This window comes from Phormidesmis sp. 146-33 (genome assembly GCF_052939515.1).
On the sequence record NZ_JBJPHU010000127.1, the window covers coordinates 1 to 18,988 of the forward strand.

Sequence of the window (18,988 nt, forward strand, 5' to 3'; positions counted from 1 at the left end):
TAAGTGACAAAAAGTATTTTACAACACATTAGCATATAGCTTCCGGTAGACCCGAGAATTTGCGTGATCTCCAATGGCTCTTGTCTAAGCTCTAATGTCCTCAAAAGTGATGAAATGTCAACATTTTTTTGGAGTTTTCTTGCAAACCGTCGTGTCTCTATCAAGTCTTAATAAATCACTGTATAGCTTTGTCCAATCTTTTACGTAGGGTTTTTAGATTGAGAGAGCTTTAGGATACAATGAGCCTACGACAGTGAATTGGCTTAGATATGCTAAGTTGTTTTCATTAATCGCTCCGTGGTGTGTAGGTTCCACATTCATTCACCTTTAATATGAGTCGTGAAGTTCCCCCTTTGGGTGTCGATGAGCGGCTGATTCAAGCGACGATCGTGCCAGAAGTTGAGACGGCTGAAGGACTGCTTCAGATTGCACTCGCCCAGGTAGAAGGTACTTCAGAAGAAGATTCTGAACGTCAGACTGACCTTCTTGACCAGGCAGTTCAGCTTCCTGCTAAAGCAAAAGTTGCGTTGATTCGCAGACTGATTTCTCAGCTTGAACCCGCTCATATTCAAGCCATCGTCGAATTTGGACTGAGGGAGATTGGCGATCGTCATCGTCAAGTCACCCCAGCGTCCCCTCCCGTCGATCACAATACAAGACTGTTACTCAAAAAAGACTACAGCTACCAGGCTCGCGGGTTAGACCAGCCCACTCAGTACTTTGTCTACCTGAGACGGCGCAAACCCAAGCTCGATCGCTATATCGGAACCTTGTTTCATGTGCCCCAGGGCTGTACGCTTTCCTACTTTTTGGATGCTGAAGAGCGCCTGATCTTTAATCCACCTCACAATGTCTTTCAACTGCGAGATAGCAACAATCCTGATGTAACGCAAGTGGTGCGCCTGATCTGCTTAGAGCCGCCGCCGCCTGATTACACCTTTGCTAAGCAGCAAAACGACATGCCAGAAATCCAGCTTCATCTGGAGTATCTCGATCCCCAGACGGGTCAGCCGATCACCAAGCAGACCTACCCCTTTCCGACCTGTATGTATGAAGGGGGCAAGCTCGATCGCTATCGCTGGGAAGTCACAACCATCACCCTTTCTCCTGAGTTGGCTATCTCACGTGAGCATTCTCCGCAAACCTCAGTTGTAGAGCCTCTGCCCCCAACCGTTTCAGCTTCGCTCCCTAGTGACCTCGACACCCCTCCCCTTGATCGCTCTGCCCCTGTGCCCCTGCGCCGTGTGTTAGAACTGCCCACCCCCAAGGCGCTGACGTTTTATCTGAGCGATCGGCGTGATGTAGAAGCTCTTCTCAAACGGATGCGGCTCTGGGTTGCGTGGAGCGAGAAAGCCATGCCACAGTCAAAATGGGAAGTGATTCAGGATGTTGAGGGCTATCTGTTGATGAATGCTCGATTTAAGCGGCGAATTTTGCGATTTTCACCCGATCGAGCCTCCGTTGCTTTAGAACACTCGCTGCCTGTGTTGATGAAGTGGTTTCACGATTTGAGTTTGGCGGTTTCTCAAGCCCAGAGTCAGCGACAGCATAGTGCAGTGCAGTTAAAGCTGGCTCACTCGCTGTTTATTGACATGAGCCTTCCACAAACCGATCCCTTAATCGTACTAAAGAAGCTATTTGGAGCAGACTTTTCTACAACGTCACCTGAGTAGCGCCCGTCGATCGCACATTGAGGTTACTTGGGAGATTTCTAGCAGAGAAGTTATCAATCTTGTGAAGTCTCCTAAATTCCCCACCAGTGAAGGACTTTGAAACCCTGAGAAGTTTCTTTGTATTCTAGAACCCTTTCTTTCTCAAAGTCCCTCAGCATGGGGAATTTAGGGACTGAAGCCGATTCAAACGAAGCGATTAACAACTTGTGTTAGGGAGAATCTAACGCTTGTAATCGACTAAGAATATTTATTTGCGCTGGACTAAACCTACCTGACAAAGAAATTCTCGGCTATAGCAGTCCTAAATCGTTTGTGAGAATCTTCAAATGATCAGTGCCCCCAAGCTGCCAATTCTGAGGGACTTTAAAAACTCATAGGATCGGCAATTAGAAAAGGGAATCAAGACGAACAATGAATTCTAATTCATCCCTCATCCCTCATCCCTCATCCCTCATCCCTTTCTCTCCTAATACATAACCGACACCATCTCCGGAGGCGCGATCGCCATCATCGGTGTATCTGCGGCGGCAATTTGCACCAATGTTGCATCTGGCTCATAGAGCTTTGTCATCGCTTGCTGCAACAACTCCTGCACCGGAAGACTGTTATAAATCGGTGACCCTTCCAATTGCTTGATCGAGTCGATCGCGCCCTGCCAATTTCGGCCGGACTTTGCGGCAATGGCGCGATCGTACACTTTAGCTTGCTGACTCCAGCGGTCTCTGAGTTCTGTGACGCGATCGTGCCACTGGCTAGTGTTGGGAATGGTCTCTAAGAGCGCCATCGCCGCCATCACATCGGCTTGTTGAAAGCGAGTAGTCGCCTGACGCACTAGCTCTCGTGACCAATCATCCTCAAGCTGTTGGGCTAATTCATGGTGCCGACTGTTTTTGGGAATGCCCGCAATAAGTTTGACGGCTTCTGTAAGTTGGTCGCGGCTGGCTGCGGACTGAGCTTCGTTGAGGAGATCGGCATACATTGACTCCATATGGGCAGGAAGACCGTCTGATTGTCCCTGTAGCTGCCGAAAGAGGCGATCGCTCCATTGGTGGTTGTGCAGAGGCTCTGGAGTGGCGCTGACAGATTGTGCGACGACTTGTGGACAGCGATTTGCCCCAGAGACATTTGTGAGTCCTTCACAGGGTTGAGGACTGGCTTGTGATACAGTCGCCTGAAACGTTTGATGAGCGAGCATTGCAGAACAGACAATCATCCCGCTGCTGGCTACTAGTTTGAGATCGCTAGACTGAAGACGAAACGGCACCCGACGGCTCAATTTGGCTGGCAGCGCGATCGCTTCACCTGTCGATGGCTCTAATACCTGATGGTTCATAGTTAGAAAAATTGCAGAATGAACGACAGTTTAGAGATGCGCCCGTGGGGAAAGAGGGGACTACTTCTATTAAATCACCTGTGTAAATGCCTGACAGTTAGCTTTGCAGGCCAAGGTAAAACTTCTGTAATTTTGTATCGCATTGAGGTGAATTCGATAAAGTTCCTTGACTTCGGTGTTTGGGGCTTCTGCCCCTTAATCTCCCAACTTTGGAAAACTTTAAGAGGATGTTTGAAAAGTCCTGTCGTGGATAGCAAAATCGGCAAGATTCCCCAATCCCCCTTACAAAGGATAACGTTGAAATCAGGAAGGCAAGCTTTGAATCCGAGGCATTGCTGAATCTAAGTCTGAATCGTCGAGCTTGAAAATCCGGAAGTTCCTCAGAATTGAGCGTTGGGAGGATGAAGCACCAAAAAACGGAGCGAAAAAACTTCATCAAACCGACATTGCATTAGAGTGGTGAGGTAGAAACTTGCAGCGCCAAACCCCCACGAGAGAGCAGTTTCCAGTAGGGGTTTAGGCTTAAACTTGTTCAGAGAGTATGAGAAGCTCTATTAGAGTGACAAGTGCAGAACATCGAGTTTCTGACTCATCATTGAGTGTCTACACCAGGGTCAAGTCTAGACCAGAGTAAAGTCGGCTGCGGTGAACTTAGTAATATTCGCCATCCCCACATCGCCTCGCTGATTGTCGAGGTTAGCCAGGACGCTGACATTGCCGCCGCCGCCCAAGTCTTGAGAGTAAGCAAAGCGGGTCAGTCCGAGGGTTGAGTTAAAGTAGGCAAAAACGCCTTCCTTGGATGTGATTTTGTCGTTGTTAGCGATCGCACGAGCCGCCGCCCCCGCCGCTGGAAAAGGATCGGTCAACACAATCAGATTGCCATCAGCCCCAATCTCAGAAGATTTTCCTTGTTGGAAGTTTAGGTTAGCGAGGTTGAGATCAAACTTACCGAGGGCAAGCTGGTCTTCTCCGATCGTAAAGTCAGAGATGATGTCGGGCTTGTTTAGAACATTAATTCCCGTTTGTCCAGCAGGGGTAGCAACTCCGTTTGCAAATGGATCGCCTGTGTAGACAAATTGATCTTTTCCTTCGCCACCGACGAGGAAATCAACCCCGGCATCGCCGACCAATATATCATTGCCCGCTTCTCCAAAGAGCGTATCATCTTCAGCGCCACCTCTGAGTTGATCGTTATCAGGGCCACCAAACAAACCATCTACGCCTGTGTCACCCATCAGAAAGTCGTTTCCAACATTGCCAAGCAGCAAATCATTGCCTTGTTGTCCTCTAGCAACACTGTCGGTCAGGTCACCAATAAACAGGTCATTGTTAGCAGCAAGGTCGTTGAATGCGACTCCTGGGGCCCCACGATTAATGGTTGTGAGGTTGTTGAGAAGCGTAAAGATTGACTGTAGTCCGGTCTGAGCGCTATCCGCCATGATGAGTTCCTTTGGTTTGGTTAACTGCAAAATTGCTTGGTAGATCTCTTTCAATCGATCCTGCTGACAATCAGCGTGAGGAACAATCCCTTTGAGTGACCCGCCAGGAATGGCTGCGAGTGATCTGAGAGGGAGTGTCCTGTTTAGAGAGTCAGAAACAGTGCAGATCGTTAAAGTGTTTGAGCGATCGTATTCACGCATTCAGGATCATTTTGCTTACAGCATGGGTAGAGCAGTGCAAGCAGAATCATCTAACTTCACAAAAAGCGTCCAGTTAAGGGATTAACTTTTGAGATTAATTAAGATGAACGACCAACGTGAAACGGTTATCCAGTACAGGTTTGACAACACCTAATGCCCGTCGATCGGTCTGGTTTGAAGAATTTACACCCGTGACTTTACTGTGAAGCGTAATTCATCTCATACCAAGCGTAAAGAAGCTAAAGCGTTTAGCCAACCTGATATTCTCAGAACTTTCTTGAGTCAGCTTCAAGTTTTTATACTTCGTAAAAGAAGATGTTTCTAGGAGTTAGTAGAGGCAAAACTGAGAGACAGCGGAGCTTTTAATAGAACGAGCAACCAAAGCACCGCATCTATCATGTGATATATTTTACTAAAGTGCCAAAATATCGTTAATTAGAACCTACTGAATCAGAGGATTGTTCTAATTAATTAAGGTCTTCTACAGATTGCTTAAGACATTCCACAGTGTCCGGTTGCGTGCAATTTAATCTGTATAGACAACAGTTAGGAGATCATTTAGCTAAAAAATAATTGGAACTACGCAAAAAATTGGTTCTAATTAACCTAGACAGAGGGCCATATGTGTTGTAACCTGTCAGTGTATTATAAAGATACGGTGTCGATCGAGCTTTTCTTAACCCAACCCAGGCTCGATCTCCAGACAGAGCAGCATTTACCTCCCTTAACTAAGCTACAGAATTGGGTGTCACTACGGGATTGATTTAAATTGCTACCTCACAAAAGTAGCCTGCGTGTTCCCTAGATTTACTGACTTACGCGCTCCGGATCGATCGAAAAGTATTTTGTTTGAAGGTTTGGAACACTGCCATGAGTAGCTGTTTGAAAATTGGTTATCGCTTGATGAATGGCGATCAGATTATTTCCGCTTTGGTTCAATACAAGCTTCTAGAAACACTGGTGGGACACGTCCTACTAGATGAAGTGTTTAAGGAAGTGCCGTTGTTAAAACAAGAAGTCTTCTACACGCTAGTAGGAGTCAGCGATACGCCCATCCCGGATGATTTTGAGCAGTTTTTGACCGAGTGGTGTCAACAAAAAGGCGTGACATTGGAATACTTCCAAACGGTGATGATGCGCGAGTGGCAACGCCAAAAATTTAAGCAACTTCGATTTGCTGATCAAGTAGAGTCAGAGTTTTTGCGAATCAAGTCAGACCTCGATCAAATTGAGTATTCGCTGATTCAACTCGATGAGCTAGCCCTGGCGCAGGAAGTCTATTTTCAGCTTCGAGATGATGGCGTAGAGTTTGCTCAACTTGCCCAACAGCATTCCCTGGGAAGCGAGAAACAAACCGGAGGCTGGGTCGGCCCAGTGTCTCTTTCGGGACTGTCGATCGACCTAGTAACCCTATTTCGCAATCAACAAACGGGCATTGTTTATCCCCCGATTCAAGTGGGCGATCGTTTTTGGGTCGTGCGATTAGAGCGATTTATTTCTGCCCGGTTAACAGAAGCAACTCGCGCGATTGTTATGGATCGTCTCTATACACAATGGCTGCAAATGCAAGTTCAAAAAGTGATCAACACCCCAGGCGCGATCGCAGTACAACCCGAAGCGCCAGAACCAGCCCACGAAGAGAGTCCTTCTCTCGCAGCAGTCTAGTAGTTTATCAGGGATGAAGTGAGGGACACCAACATCTCTAAACCCATGAAAGCAGTTTTCTCCTCCCTCCTCCCTCCTCCCTCTCTTAACGAAATACTAGATTGATTAGTCCAATGCTCTACCCGGTTTACAACTTGAGGATTCGCAACGATGATGCAGCGTGAAGAACAAATGCAATCGTTTCTGACTGATTTTTTTGCGGCGTGGCCGTTCAAAGATTTGCCGGATGACTTACGAGCAGCGATCGCGTCTAAGCTACGGTTGTGTGCCTTCCAGCCGGGAGAAGTGATCTATCCGCCTAAAGAACTGCCTTCCGAAGTTCACTTTATTGTTCAGGGAAGTGTGCGAATTTTGGGGGCTGACTCTCAGCAAAGTCCGACGTTGGCCGTTCTGGGAGCCGGAGCTGTCGTCGGGTGGGATAACTTACTGCGACGGGTGGGGGCAGGTTCGGTGCGGGCGGCGATGTCTGCTCAAGCAGGTGATCATGAGATTCTCACGCTGGCACTGTCGGCTGATGAGTTTGAGTCACTCGCCTTGAGCTATTTGCTGCCTGTATTAATGGAGCGAGTAAGCGTATTAGAACTGTTTGACACCCTATCTCAGGCCATGTCACACATGCGGAATCCTGCTGCTAATCTGAATTTGCAGAAAGTGGTGCAATACGTTGACCAGGAGCAGGTTGCCATTGTTCAGAATTGGGATGAGGCGCTGGAATTGTCGAAAGATCGCGTCTGGTTAGTCAGCAGTGGTGAATTTCTCAATCTGCCGATCGGGACTCCCATCACTCAAGTCAACCAGCTACAACAATCTCGTCCCTCTCGCTTTCCAGTACGGCTGGTGGGAATCGATCGCGTTTCTCTCCATGCAAAATTACTCAGCCATACGGCTCCGAGTCGCACGGCTGCTGAACTAGAACCATTTGTCTCAACCAAGCCAGAAGTTCCCCCGCCTGACGACAAAAGCTATCCCACTTGGAAGTCACGCGCTCCAGAACCGATCGAAGATATTGTGGCCTGTTTTGGCATGGTCTGCGATCGCTTGCGAGTGCCTTATCGTCCTGATTCTTTGCGCCGCACCTTAAAGCAGCAATCCCTGGATCGATTTGAACCTGTAGATTTGTATTCACGCATTGCTCAAGCGATCGGATTGAATGCTCAAGTAGTCAACTTTTCGCCGACGGGTGGCGGTATTAATCGACTAGCAACACCTGCCCTAATTCAGTTTGGGGATGTGTTTGCGGTGCTTTATGATGTGACACCGACCTCGGCTGTATTAGGTTCCCCTCGGACAGGATTGGTGAGACTGACCCCTGAGCAGTTGTCCGATCGCTTAACGATCGAAGTGCCTACAAAGTTAAAGCGGGCCACTGGAGAAGCAGGTTCCTGTCGAGCGATCGTGATTGAGCGGTTTGCCAGTACACCAACTAAGCGATTTGGCTTTAGTCGGTTTTTGCCGATGGTGATCAAGCAGCGAGGCATTTTGGTGCAGGTTTTGCTGTCGTCAGTGGTGATCCAGCTACTCGGTTTGGGAAATCCATTGTTGGTGCAGCAGGTTGTCGATAATGTGATTATCAATTCCAACTCAGGTGCAATGTCTACTTTTGGCACCTTGATGGTCATATTTGCACTATTAGAAGGGGTGCTGACGATTTTACGCACTCAAATGCTGATCACCACCACTAATCGGATTGATTTGCATCTGGGTGTTGAGATTGTGCGTCACATGCTGCATTTGCCGCTTAAGTTTTTTGAGCAGCGTCCGGTCGGGGAGTTAGCGTCTCGACTGTTGGAGTTAGAAAATATTCGTCAATTTATGACAGAAACTGCGATTACCACCGTGATGGATGTGGTGTTCTCAGTGTTCTACATTGGCGTAATGCTGCTCTATAGTACCAGTCTGACGCTTTGTGTGTTGGCCACGGTTCCGATCGTGATTGTTTCAACCCTGCTCATGTCCAAAATTCAGCAGAAGTTACTGCGTCTGAAGGCTGACCAGGGCGCAAAAGTGCAGGCTTATATGGTTGAAGTGTTGGGCGGGATTGCCTCAGTCAAATCTCAACACATGGAGTCTCTGGTCGAAGCAACCTGGCGCGATCGCTATGTGCAATATCTCACCAGTGGCTTTACAACTTCTAACATCAACACTGTTTTCTACTCCTACAGCAACTTTTTGAATACGGTTAGCAGTTTGCTAGTGTTGTGGGTCGGTGCAGATCTGGTACTCAAGGGCGAATTAACCCTGGGCGGACTGATTGCCTTTCGGATTCTCACAGGCTATGTGACGGGCCCACTTCTCCGACTATCACGGCTCTGGCAGCGATTTCAAGAAACCTCACTGTCAATGGAACTGCTGGCAGATATTGCAGATGCTCCCGATGAAAAAGAACTGTCTCAAGAACAACAGCTTCAGATTCCACCCATCACGGGACAGATTCAATACCACGATGTTTGTTTTGGATTCAAACCCGGTCAACTACAACTCTCGAATATTAGTCTCAACATTGCACCCGGTACATTTGTCGGCATCGTCGGTCAAAGTGGCTCTGGTAAAAGTACATTAATGAAGCTATTACCCCGGCTGTATTTGCCCAACAGTGGCAGCATTACCATTGACGATTACGATGTGTGCAAAATCGATTTACATTCTTTGCGATCGCAGGTTGGGATTGTTTCTCAAGATGCCGTACTGTTTCAAGGAACGATCCGCGACAACATTGCCTTATTTGAGCATTTGCCCGACGACATTGTAATCGAAGCCGCACGAGTCGCCGAAGCGCACGATTTTATCATGCAGCTACCTGATGGCTACGAAACCCAAATTGGTGAACGCGGCGCAGCCCTCTCAGGGGGCCAACGACAACGAGTTGCGATCGCCCGTGTCGTCATTCGCAATCCTCGGCTACTCATTTTTGACGAAGCCACCAGCGCTCTGGACTATGAAACCGAACGGCGAGTTTGCAACAATCTCATGGAGCGATTTGCGGGTCGCACTTGTTTTTTTATCACCCATCGCCTGAATACGATTGCTCGTTCAGATTGGATTCTGTTTATGCAGTCGGGCATCATCGCCGAACAAGGAACTCACCAGGAGCTAATGGCCAGCCGTCAGCTTTATTACTGTCTCTACGCTCAACAGTCGCGGGAGGAGTGAGAAGTGAGGAGTGAGGAGTGAGGAGTGAGGAGTGAGGAGTGAGGAGTGAGGTGAATTAATTGAAAGAAGAATCTAGCAGTATGCCGAGAAAACCAGAAATCAACCTAGTTGTAGTTGAACATCCATTCAATAGACTTCCTGCATGAATACCTGGCGATTAAGGTTAGCTTCGCAAGTGCCTTCGGCAACGCTGCTATCAGAACAAAGTCCACCTCCGTGGACTAACGGTTAAAATCGCCTCTTTAGTGTGCGAAGGCACACTTTGCTCTTGTAGCCCCGACTTTAGTCGGAGGGCATCTATGATTCGTGCAGGAAGTCTAATGAATTTTTTTCGCGTTGTTTGCGTCTTCTGCCCCCAACTCCCCAATTCTAAGGGACTTTGAGAACTCGTAAAGTGGACACTGCACATCATTCAATGACATCCAATTCTAATTAATTTTCTCTTTCATCCCTCATCCCTCCTCCCTCCTCCTTCTCGCGAAGCGTGCCGCCAGCGGCAACCCCTCCCCCCTACTAATTCCCCTGGAGAATCCCCATGAGTCGTCCTCGCTTGTTTGCTCCCATAGAAGCCCTACAAACCCGCTATCGAACCTTTCAAGACCAGGTTGATCAAGATCTGGAAACCAAAGCGACTGGGTTACCAACTACTGGAAACTGGACAAAGCGACTAACACAGGTAATTTTGCTAGGCATCGCCGTCGGAACAGGTTGGGCCGTGTTGGCGCGGGTCGATGTGGTGGTCAATGCTAGTGGCAAACTAGAACCACAGTCGCAGTCGCAGATTGTCCAGGCGAGAGCGGGAGGCGTAGTAACGGCTGTCTTGGTGCGCGAAGGAGAGGCAGTCAAACAGGGGCAGTTGTTAATGCAGCTTGATCAAACCGCACTCTTTAACCGACTACAAGAATTGTTGCTTCAGCGGCGACGATTGATTAAAGAAACCGCAGTATTGCGACTGGCTCAACAAGGAAAACCCCTACGATCGCTCGGAAACAGCAGAATTGAGATTTCCCCCGAACTGATGAGCCAGGTACAAACTCGCTTATTACTCGTCGCCCAACTCACCGGAAACCCCAAAAGCCTCGCCCCAGACCAGCAGCAACGGTTTAATCTCTATCTTCGACAATTGCGCGATCGCCGTTCTCTCAGTGAGCTACAGCGATCGACGCTGCAATCTAAAGTGTCGGAAGCTGAAGCCCAACTCAATCAGACTCGGTTTCAACTTCAGCGCGAACAAGAACTGTTGGACAGGTTGCGTCCATTAGTTGAGCAGGGGGCGATTCCCAAGGTGACGCTATTGCAGCGAGAAGTCGGCGTGGGTGATCTGCAAAAACAACTGATTCAAAATGAGTTGCAGCGAGAACAGATCAAGATCAATCAGCTACAAAGCAGGGTCGAAGATGGCAAAGTACTCAACGAAACTCAACAGGATATACAGCGACAATTGGCAGAGTTAGACACTAAGTTTGACACCATCATCAAAGACAACCAGCGTCAGATGATCGAAGTGACTTCGCAGCTTAATCAGATTCAACTCGACCTCAAAAATCAGGGATTGCGCTCTCCCGCTGATGGCGTTGTGTTTAACCTGGCGGCCAAGCTTCCGGGAGCAGTGACTCAGCCCGGTCAGACGTTGTTGCAAGTGGTGCCCAATGAGTCGTTGACGGCGCGAGTGCAGGTTGCAAATGCTGATATTGCCAATATTCGCATGGGAATGCCTGTCGATGTCCGCATTGATGCTTATCCGTTTACTGAGTTTGGGTCTGTCAAGGGAATTGTCTCCAAGGTAGGCAGTGAGGCGGTGGCGGTGAGTGAGCAAAATCCTCGCACTGTTTTCCCGGTTGAGGTGAGGCTAGAACGTCAGTTTCTCGATCGCCGATCGCAGCGCTTTTCACTGACTCCCGGTATGACCATCACCGCAATGGTTAAAGTGAGACAACGCGCCCCGATCAGCTATGTCACCGAAGAAATCACCAAAGCATTTGATGGGATTAAATCTGTTCGCTAGTTGGGAAATCAAGCAATCCGAGTGGAATCGATCGGTTAGCAGAATACCTGGCGATTAGTGTTAGCTTCGCAAGAGCCTTCGGCAACGCTGCTATCAGAACAAAGTCCATCTCCGTGGACTAATGGTTAAAATCGCTCTTTAGCGTGCGAAGGCACACTTTGTTCTTGTAGCCCCGACTTTAGTCGGAGGGCATCTATGATTCGTGCAGGAAGTCTAATGTTAAAATCCTTGATTTCTTAAGAAGTTGGGGATTTATTTGTGTTTTACGTTCTCTAGAATGGCGATGATATCTGACTTCAATGACTTTGAGCTTCTTTAAGCAGTTAGATAACCGATCGCATACAAACGTTGCCTGAGTCGCGTCTACTAATTAGAACTTAAAAAATGCTGGTTCTAATTAAAAAATTGATTTGATTTGGGGTTGCCATTCGATCAAAGTTTGTTATAGTGGACGCAGGGCAAAGACATAGCTTAGAAAATCAAAACTTCACTTCGCCCAAGCATTTCAAGACTTTGAGCTCATCAGCGTTTACCCAGTAGAGAGATTAGCTGCATTGATCATCTCTGCTATTTCCAAAAGTGAATTTCTCGAAGTGAATTTTGTGCCTCTAGCTGCGTCACCACTAGTTTTCTACCGAGCAAGAATCGCGATCGATTTCTGGCAATTGGCTGGTGCAGGGTGTTATCTAAAAACGGTAAAACTGTGAAGCGTTTAACCCCATACTCAAATTTGCACCAGCAATCCAGCTAAATTGATTTGCCATTCCCAAACCTGATTCTTTGCACTGCAACATTTGATTGATTCACTTTCATCTCAAGATGAGTGAGAGCGATCTTATCTTTGCAGTTCTTTCCTCAAATTTTTAGGAGCGATTATGGAAGCCTTACACAACGACACCCAACACAACCAACCCAGCGCTGCTGGGCTTGTTCCTGCACCGGGTCCTAATGCCGACCTAGCCATCCCTTCAAAAGGTTCCTCACCCGAAGCTGCTAACCTGGAAAAAGCACTCAACCAGGCACTAGCGCCCGACGAAGCCCAAACGATTCCTACTTCCCCTGATGACCACGACCACAAGCCAGATGTGGGCCCTTTTCAGACTCACATTGAGCTAGATAAAGTCGCCTCAGCTAGAGGACTAGATGTTAAGAATGTCGTTCGTGAGACTTCATTTCTTGACAACCTGGGCGCAAAAGGGGATGTCCTAAACCCCAAAGGCGGTAACAACGTTGTAATCGGGTCGGGCGACAGCGATGTGGTTCAAGGAACCGGGGGCGGCTTTAACACCATCACCACAGGTACAGGCAAAGATACCGTAGTCTTGGGACGTGAGACCACCAACCGAGTCCTTGACTTTGACCCTGCCAACGATCGCTTTGTCTTGTCAGGACTCAACCCCAAAAACATCATCATTGCTCAAGGCAAAAACCCCGGTAAAGGGGGACTAGACCAACCCCTCGACTCGGTCAACAATGCACTGGTGATCGACAAAAAAACGGAGCACATTCTAGCAGCGCTGCCCTTTGTCAAGGTTGGTGATCTCTCCGAGAAAAACTTTGCTAGAAACAGTGTTGAAGCCAACCAAAGTCTCAGAGGACTCAAAGAAAAAGGCTTTAAGACTCAGCGTGGGGATGGCAAGATCACCGGGACACTAGGGCACGATCGCTTGATTGGCGGCGGCGGCGATGACTTCCTCTATGTGGGCGACGATGGCTTTAAGACGAAGACAGCTAAAGGAACTGGCGGTTCCGAGTTTCCCTTCGTAACTGACAGTCCTGGCAGCTCAGAAATGAATACCGAGTTAAAGAATGGCGTTCTCACCGTCAAGGGTAGCTACAAGGACTTTGATGGGTTCCCACTGTTTAGCCAGGGCGAAAAAGAGATTGACCCCAATGCTAAGATTCTCAATGGGGCTGACCCAGTGGCGCTGATCAATGGCTTCTTGAAAGTTCCTAAAGATGTAGAAGGTAATCCGATTTCGGGTACTCACCTGCACTTTAGTCCCGCCGGAGATTCTCGCGGTGACTTTGCCGATGCAACCGTTGTTCGCTATCTGACAAACACGCCGACCGATGCTAAGTCTGGGACGATTTCGGGCAAGTTTAACTTGACTCCTGTCGAGCAAGCTGCTTTCTTGGCAGGTGATATCTACTCCAACATTCACTCTAATGTGGATGGCGATGGCGATGGTAAGGCAGGCTTCCCAACTGGAGAAAATCGCCTCAACTTCAACAAAGACGTAATTCAGTTTGTGTAATGTCCATTCTCTGAACTAGCAAGATAGATGCGGCGGAGACATTAGACCCAAGACATTAAACATTAGACCGAAGGCATTGTCTAGAGTCCAAAGTTCTAAAGTCCAAAATCTAAAGTCCAAGCCCCACGCCGAATCTATTGCCACACCCAGCGAAATCACTCAACACACTTGATTGACCTGGCAATTCTGATGAGTACAGACATGCTCATTTTCAAAATCTCTTCTATCCGATGTAAAGGACGGTAAAATGGCTCCCCTTTGCGTCTGGTGGAAGTAGAGATTGAGAATGAGGGGGGCGTGGACTGTACGATTCAAGATTGTCAGGTTATATCTTTTGTGAAGTAGAGTCGCTCAACAACTAGAAAGAGTCGAAGTAGCGTATTAATTGTCTACCTGCATTAATGAGTCAAGCCAAGTTGTCAATTAATGGCTAAAAGCGAATCATTAAGAACGTGCTATTTCAAGATTCTCACAATTGATTTGAGACTGCTCCGCATCTAAAGTTCAAAGTCCAAAGTCCAACACTCACATCCTTATGGAGGTAACCATGATTCAGATTAGAAATGCAATCACATTCACGATCGTTAGTGCTTTACTAGCGACATCAGCGACTGCGGCCAACCCAGAACAAACCATCCAAGCTAACCAGAATTCGACCAAGCGGAGTGCAGCGACACAAAAGAGAAATCGTTCTACTTCGTTCGTCAATCAAGATCGGGTAGCCGTGAGCGAAGACAGCTATTCCTTTTCGATGACGTTGCCAAAACGCTCTAGCAGTCAGTTTACAAAGCTGTCTTTTTCATTCACCAAGCCTGAGCAAGACAATGAAGTTGCGCCCATTTATTTGAATTCAATGGAGACAGCCGCCTTTGTCGGAAACTCTGACGCACCAGGAGCCGCGATCGGGATCGAAAGCACGACGATCGACGAAACCGGAACCGTCTTAGTTGAGTTCAATTCCCCAGTGCCATCCAACACTCCGATCACCGTTGTCTTCAAGCCCCGCAAGCCGCTCTCTGCTGGACTATATCAATACAGCATTGCTGCCTACCCAACCGCACAGTCTTATGGCGCTGTCTTTGTCGGCAACGGAATGTTAAACATTGGTCGGTAAGCTAGAATCACAGCAAAAGTCCCCGATTACAAAAGACCAGTAAGCGATAAGTCGTCAATCAAGCGCTAAGAACTAACAACCCACCGTTTGCACATTCTTACAACTGATTGAGAACTGCTATACATTGGTTAGTCAAGAAAGCCAAAAGACAACCAGAGCAAGTCTTAAACTCCTCACTTCTCACTCCTCACTCCTCACTCCTCGCTCCTACCGAATCCCCGATTGCACCTGCCACAATCCCGTGTAAATGCCTTGCTGGTCTAGTAGCGCTTCGTGAGTTCCTTGCTCAACAATGCGCCCTTGATCCATCACATAGATGCAGTGAGCATGACGGATCGTAGATAAACGGTGAGCGATCGCTATCGTCGTTCGATTTTGGGTAATGTATTCTAGCGATCGCTGGATAGCGGCTTCCGTCTCGTTATCGACCGCAGAAGTAGCTTCGTCCAGAATCAAAATAGGAGGATCTTTGAGCAATGCGCGGGCGATCGCTAATCGTTGGCGTTGTCCTCCGGAGAGCTTTTGTCCGCGCTCACCGACTAGCGTGTCGTACCCTTGCGGAAGCTGGGCAATAAATTCGTGTGCTTCTGCTAACTTTGCCGATCGTATGACTTCTTCTCGCGTCACGTCAAAACTCCCGTAGGCAATGTTTTCTGCCACGGTGTCGTGAAACAAAAAGACCTCCTGACTGACCCAGCCAATACAGCGTCGCAGGTCTCTCAGCCGCAGTTCACGAATGTCGATGCCATCGAGTAGAATTTGCCCTTGCTGAACCTCATAAAAGCGCAACAACAATTTGACCAGCGTACTTTTTCCTGAACTAGTTGCCCCGACGATGGCGATCGTTTGCCCAGCGGGAATTTGTAGCTATAGATCCTCTAACGCAGAACTACGCCCCGAATAGGCAAAGGTAATGTTTTCAAGACTGACTTCACCACGCACTTGATGAATGGGTAAGGGACGATCGCCCGTCGAGATTGCGATCGGTGTATCCAACAGATTCATCACGCGATTGATCGAAGCCATTGCTCGTTGATATTGATCCATTGTTTGCCCCAGTCGAGTAAAGGGCCAGAGCAATCGTTGAATAATAAACACCATAAAGCCGTAGGTGCCCACGGACAGCCGACCATTCGCCGCCTCGACTCCACCCCAAAAGAGCGTTGCTGTAAATCCAACGAGAATAATCAACCGAATCAAAGGCACAAAAGCAGCACTCAGCGCAATAGCGCGACGATTACTCCGACGATAGGCTTCACTCTCAATTGCCACTCGATCTCGCTCATAGTCTTCGGCGGTAAAGCTCTTGATGGTGGCCATCCCAGACAGGTTGTTAAGTAGTTAAACAAAATTAATTACATAGTTCTCGCCAAACTCTTTGAGTACTCTCTCTACATACTGAACTAAGCTTTGCCAATTCCGATAAGCACTGAACTCAATCCATTCGTACTTGATAAACCGCCATAGGATCTCAATCAGATTCAATTGCGGGGAGTAGGTTGGTAAGTTAAAAATCTCAATGTTGCGCTGCTTCCACTCCGCTAGCTTGTCCGCGATCGCATCGCTCGTGTGAATCGAAGCTTGGTCTACCACAATCACCGTGTGCTTGTTCACGGTTGGAAAGAAAGCATCCATGCACGCAATCACCCCCTCACTTGTAATGCTCTGAGTCGAGACATCGCCATGCCGTTGATTGGTGCGCGTCATCCACCCCAGAATATTCAATCGTGGACTGCGCCGACTTTCTATCTCTTCGGTTTCGCCAATCATTTGCCACCCATACGGGATACTCGGAATTAAGCAAAATCCAACTTCATCCAAGTAGTACAAGTCCAATTCGCCTTGATCTTCCAACTGCTTTGAGACTTCCAATTCCGCTTGTTTGTGCTCGTACTCCACAGCATTGGGTTGTCCTCCTACCCCTCGTCGGAAGCGATGCCAACTCATCCGCATTGCCTTCAGGACGCGCTTAATCGTCTGCGTACTGGTTTTAATCCCCCATTCTTCATGGATTTTCTGCACCACTTGTTTAAAATAAAGTTAATTCCTCCGTCAGTTTTAGTATGATGACTCCTAAAGATGACTCCTAAAGATGACTCCTAAAGATGACTCCTAAAGAAGAACTGATTCAAGCCATTGATAAATCTCCTGACCAAGTTGTACGAACTCTCTTAGAGATTCTGAGAGTCTTGCAGCGTCAATCAACACCGGCAACTCATCAATCTAGGCAAGTGGCAAGCTCAAACCATGAAACGATTTCACCTAGATTGCATCGCAAGCAAGGAGTTCTTGTGATTGAAACGGGGCAATTAGAAGGGCTTGATTTAGAAGGGTTTGATTTAGATGCGTTGATTGGAGAAATGAGAGAGGAACGGATTCAAAATCAGATTGAGCAGGTTGATTTGTGAACGTTTTGTATGATACTTCTGTGCTAATTGCAGCACTGTTGATTGAACATGAAAACATGATCTTGCTCTGTCTCGACTTGAGATGGCGTGTCAAGGTGTGGCGAAGGGATATATTCCGACGCATAGCCTAGCAGAGCTTTGCTCTGTTATGACTCGTTTACCGCCACCTTTGAGAGTTTTACCAGATGAGGCAGAAGCTGCGACCCTTGCGGTATCTGCGGAGCAGCGCGCGGATTTATTGGACTACTTGGAGCCTGTACCTTTGTTTGCTGACGAGTATCAGCAGGCGATTCGACGGATGGTGATATTGAAGCTTGTCGGAGGTGGAATTTTTGACGCGGTGATTGCTCAGGCTGCTCTGAAGGCTGAAGCAGGGCAGCTTTTGACGTTTAACCCCAAGGATTTCACACGCCTGGGGGATGAGGTCGCATCGATCATGCAAGTGCCATCGTGAGTTTGAGTTAGCACTTGGCAAAGATTTCAGGGGGTGGTCACACTTTGAAGTGTGCGATCGCTGATTCATCCCAAAGCTACGATCGCGTTCAGCCAGCACCGAGCTATCACCGCGACCCTTAACGCCTTCAAGCTTTTGGCTAATGTATGAATTTTGAATGGGATGAGAGGAAAAATGAAATTAATATTGATAAGCATGGCTTCGATTTTGCTGATGCTTATCGAGTTTTTGCTCTACCGATGGCAGTTGAGCTTGATGAGCGAGATAATTATGGCGAAGATCGATGGATCGGAACTGGAATGCTAGACGAGCGAGTTGTGGGCGTTATTTACACTGAACCTGACGCAGAAACGATTCGGATAAAAGCTCTCACACATGAAAGGAGGTACTATGAACAAAAGACGTGTCCAGAAATTAAATTGCGTTAAAAAAAGAGGGTAAAACGAAGTTTTCGTCGCCTATCCCTCCATGAAAAAACTACTTGATTATATCCAGATTCACCCCCAAAAAACTCAATCGTTCTTAGGCATCAGTTTTGAGGATTTCCAACAATTGAACGAACAGGTCAAACAAACTCAGGCTGAAAATCAAGCCCAACTGGACGCAAAGAAAGTGCGGGTGAACGCCAAGGGAGCAGGACGACCCGCGCAACTGAGCCTGTGTGAAACAATGGGATTGTGTCGGCTCTCCTGGAGTTGAGGTGATAAGTTTACCTAATTCGAGAAGCAAGCGAGTAGCCGTGCCTGAAAGTTATCAAAATTAGAGAATCCATATCCCTGACCTTAATCAGCTTGATTCGATTGTTAATTCCTTCCATCACACCGCTGGTTGTCCGACTCAAGAAATAGTTGCAGATACTATCGAGATGATTGCGAATGGTCGAAGCAGCATCGATAAACAGCAGTTGAGCGGTTCTCAGCCAGGTTTCAAACCGATTGCGTCCACTTTTAACTGTTTGAGTCGTTTCATAAATCTGACGAAACCCCTCCTTCAATTGATAGGCAATGCTCAAGCAGGGTGAGCGCTCTAACACTAAGGTCAATTTGAGAACTTGCTCGGTCGTTAAGTCTGACCCATGACGCAGGAGTAAAAACTTACTGCCTCGATCCGTTATCCCCAATTTTCGCCGCAGTTTGTTCAAGTCTTGATTGACCACTTTCATCACATGGAAACGGTCGATGACCAACCCCACGTTTGGAAAAACCGCCTGAACCACTTTCGGAAATCCACCCCAGGGATCTGCAATTAAATAAAGTACCAGTTGTGCAGGAATAATAGTAACATCCCA

At 47.7% G+C, this 18,988-nt stretch carries 16 protein-coding genes and 1 pseudogene; 11 read left to right on the top strand and 6 right to left on the bottom strand.

The genetic code is table 11. From position 1 onward, the window contains the following. The first annotated feature begins 332 nt into the window (after positions 1 to 332). Positions 333 to 1,673 (top strand): hypothetical protein, encoded by a 1,341-nt coding sequence (locus ACJ2PR_RS30255; protein WP_446879765.1) that lies wholly within the window; start codon positions 333 to 335, stop codon positions 1,671 to 1,673. A 466-nt stretch (positions 1,674 to 2,139) separates the two neighbouring features. Here ACJ2PR_RS30255 and ACJ2PR_RS30260 read toward each other — a convergent pair whose 3' ends face one another. Next, positions 2,140 to 3,006 carry a hypothetical protein gene (locus ACJ2PR_RS30260; RefSeq protein WP_446879766.1) on the bottom strand — a complete coding sequence of 289 codons (867 nt, stop codon included), beginning with the start codon at positions 3,004 to 3,006 and terminating at the stop codon, positions 2,140 to 2,142. Between the two features lie 620 nt (positions 3,007 to 3,626). Continuing rightward, complete coding sequence (locus ACJ2PR_RS30265; protein ID WP_446879767.1) at positions 3,627 to 4,445, bottom strand: calcium-binding protein; 819 nt, start codon at positions 4,443 to 4,445, stop codon at positions 3,627 to 3,629. A gap of 91 nt (positions 4,446 to 4,536) precedes the next feature. Between ACJ2PR_RS30265 and ACJ2PR_RS30270 the strand changes: the two genes are divergently transcribed. From ACJ2PR_RS30270 to ACJ2PR_RS30295, 6 genes are all read left to right on the top strand, one after another. Then, entirely contained in the window at positions 4,537 to 4,731 is a 195-nt protein-coding gene (locus ACJ2PR_RS30270) for a hypothetical protein (RefSeq protein ID WP_446879768.1), read from the top strand. Between the two features lie 785 nt (positions 4,732 to 5,516). Next, positions 5,517 to 6,311, top strand: coding sequence for a peptidylprolyl isomerase (locus ACJ2PR_RS30275; RefSeq protein ID WP_446879769.1), 795 nt, complete (start codon positions 5,517 to 5,519; stop codon positions 6,309 to 6,311). A 150-nt stretch (positions 6,312 to 6,461) separates the two neighbouring features. After that, positions 6,462 to 9,461 carry a peptidase domain-containing ABC transporter gene (locus tag ACJ2PR_RS30280; RefSeq protein WP_446879770.1) on the top strand — a complete coding sequence of 1,000 codons (3,000 nt, stop codon included), beginning with the start codon at positions 6,462 to 6,464 and terminating at the stop codon, positions 9,459 to 9,461. 535 nt (positions 9,462 to 9,996) lie between these two features. Then, positions 9,997 to 11,466 (top strand): HlyD family type I secretion periplasmic adaptor subunit, encoded by a 1,470-nt coding sequence (locus tag ACJ2PR_RS30285; protein WP_446860673.1) that lies wholly within the window; start codon positions 9,997 to 9,999, stop codon positions 11,464 to 11,466. 875 nt (positions 11,467 to 12,341) lie between these two features. After that, positions 12,342 to 13,724 (top strand): hypothetical protein, encoded by a 1,383-nt coding sequence (locus ACJ2PR_RS30290; protein ID WP_446879771.1) that lies wholly within the window; start codon positions 12,342 to 12,344, stop codon positions 13,722 to 13,724. A 547-nt stretch (positions 13,725 to 14,271) separates the two neighbouring features. Then, the gene (locus ACJ2PR_RS30295; protein WP_446879772.1) at positions 14,272 to 14,838 is read left to right on the top strand and encodes a DUF2808 domain-containing protein; all 567 of its coding nucleotides are present in this window, start codon (positions 14,272 to 14,274) and stop codon (positions 14,836 to 14,838) included. A 207-nt stretch (positions 14,839 to 15,045) separates the two neighbouring features. Here the strand turns inward: ACJ2PR_RS30295 and ACJ2PR_RS30300 are convergent, their stop codons facing one another. Genes ACJ2PR_RS30300 through ACJ2PR_RS30310 form a run of 3 tightly spaced genes read right to left on the bottom strand, consistent with a single transcriptional unit; the run spans position 15,046 to position 16,863 of the window. After that, on the bottom strand, positions 15,046 to 15,699 hold the full coding sequence (locus tag ACJ2PR_RS30300; RefSeq protein WP_446879777.1) for an ABC transporter ATP-binding protein: 654 nt from the start codon (positions 15,697 to 15,699) through the stop codon (positions 15,046 to 15,048). A gap of 6 nt (positions 15,700 to 15,705) precedes the next feature. Then, entirely contained in the window at positions 15,706 to 16,158 is a 453-nt protein-coding gene (locus ACJ2PR_RS30305) for an ABC transporter transmembrane domain-containing protein (RefSeq protein ID WP_446879773.1), read from the bottom strand. A 21-nt stretch (positions 16,159 to 16,179) separates the two neighbouring features. Further along, positions 16,180 to 16,863 carry an IS630 family transposase gene (locus ACJ2PR_RS30310; RefSeq protein WP_446879774.1) on the bottom strand — a complete coding sequence of 228 codons (684 nt, stop codon included), beginning with the start codon at positions 16,861 to 16,863 and terminating at the stop codon, positions 16,180 to 16,182. A gap of 80 nt (positions 16,864 to 16,943) precedes the next feature. Here ACJ2PR_RS30310 and ACJ2PR_RS30315 point away from each other — a divergent pair, with 80 nt between their 5' ends. The 4 genes from ACJ2PR_RS30315 to ACJ2PR_RS30330 all read left to right on the top strand — a co-directional run bounded on the left by ACJ2PR_RS30315 (position 16,944) and on the right by ACJ2PR_RS30330 (position 18,399). Continuing rightward, a complete protein-coding gene (locus ACJ2PR_RS30315) occupies positions 16,944 to 17,246 on the top strand; it encodes a hypothetical protein (protein WP_446860668.1) in 303 nt (100 codons plus the stop codon). 67 nt (positions 17,247 to 17,313) lie between these two features. Beyond that, positions 17,314 to 17,700, top strand: coding sequence for a type II toxin-antitoxin system VapC family toxin (locus ACJ2PR_RS30320; RefSeq protein ID WP_446879778.1), 387 nt, complete (start codon positions 17,314 to 17,316; stop codon positions 17,698 to 17,700). 146 nt (positions 17,701 to 17,846) lie between these two features. Continuing rightward, a complete protein-coding gene (locus tag ACJ2PR_RS30325) occupies positions 17,847 to 18,128 on the top strand; it encodes a BrnT family toxin (RefSeq protein ID WP_446879775.1) in 282 nt (93 codons plus the stop codon). A 40-nt stretch (positions 18,129 to 18,168) separates the two neighbouring features. After that, positions 18,169 to 18,399 carry a hypothetical protein gene (locus ACJ2PR_RS30330; protein WP_446879776.1) on the top strand — a complete coding sequence of 77 codons (231 nt, stop codon included), beginning with the start codon at positions 18,169 to 18,171 and terminating at the stop codon, positions 18,397 to 18,399. 14 nt (positions 18,400 to 18,413) lie between these two features. Here the strand turns inward: ACJ2PR_RS30330 and ACJ2PR_RS30335 are convergent. Then, positions 18,414 to 18,916, bottom strand: a pseudogene (locus ACJ2PR_RS30335) (ISL3 family transposase). Between the last annotated feature and the right edge of the window lie 72 nt (positions 18,917 to 18,988).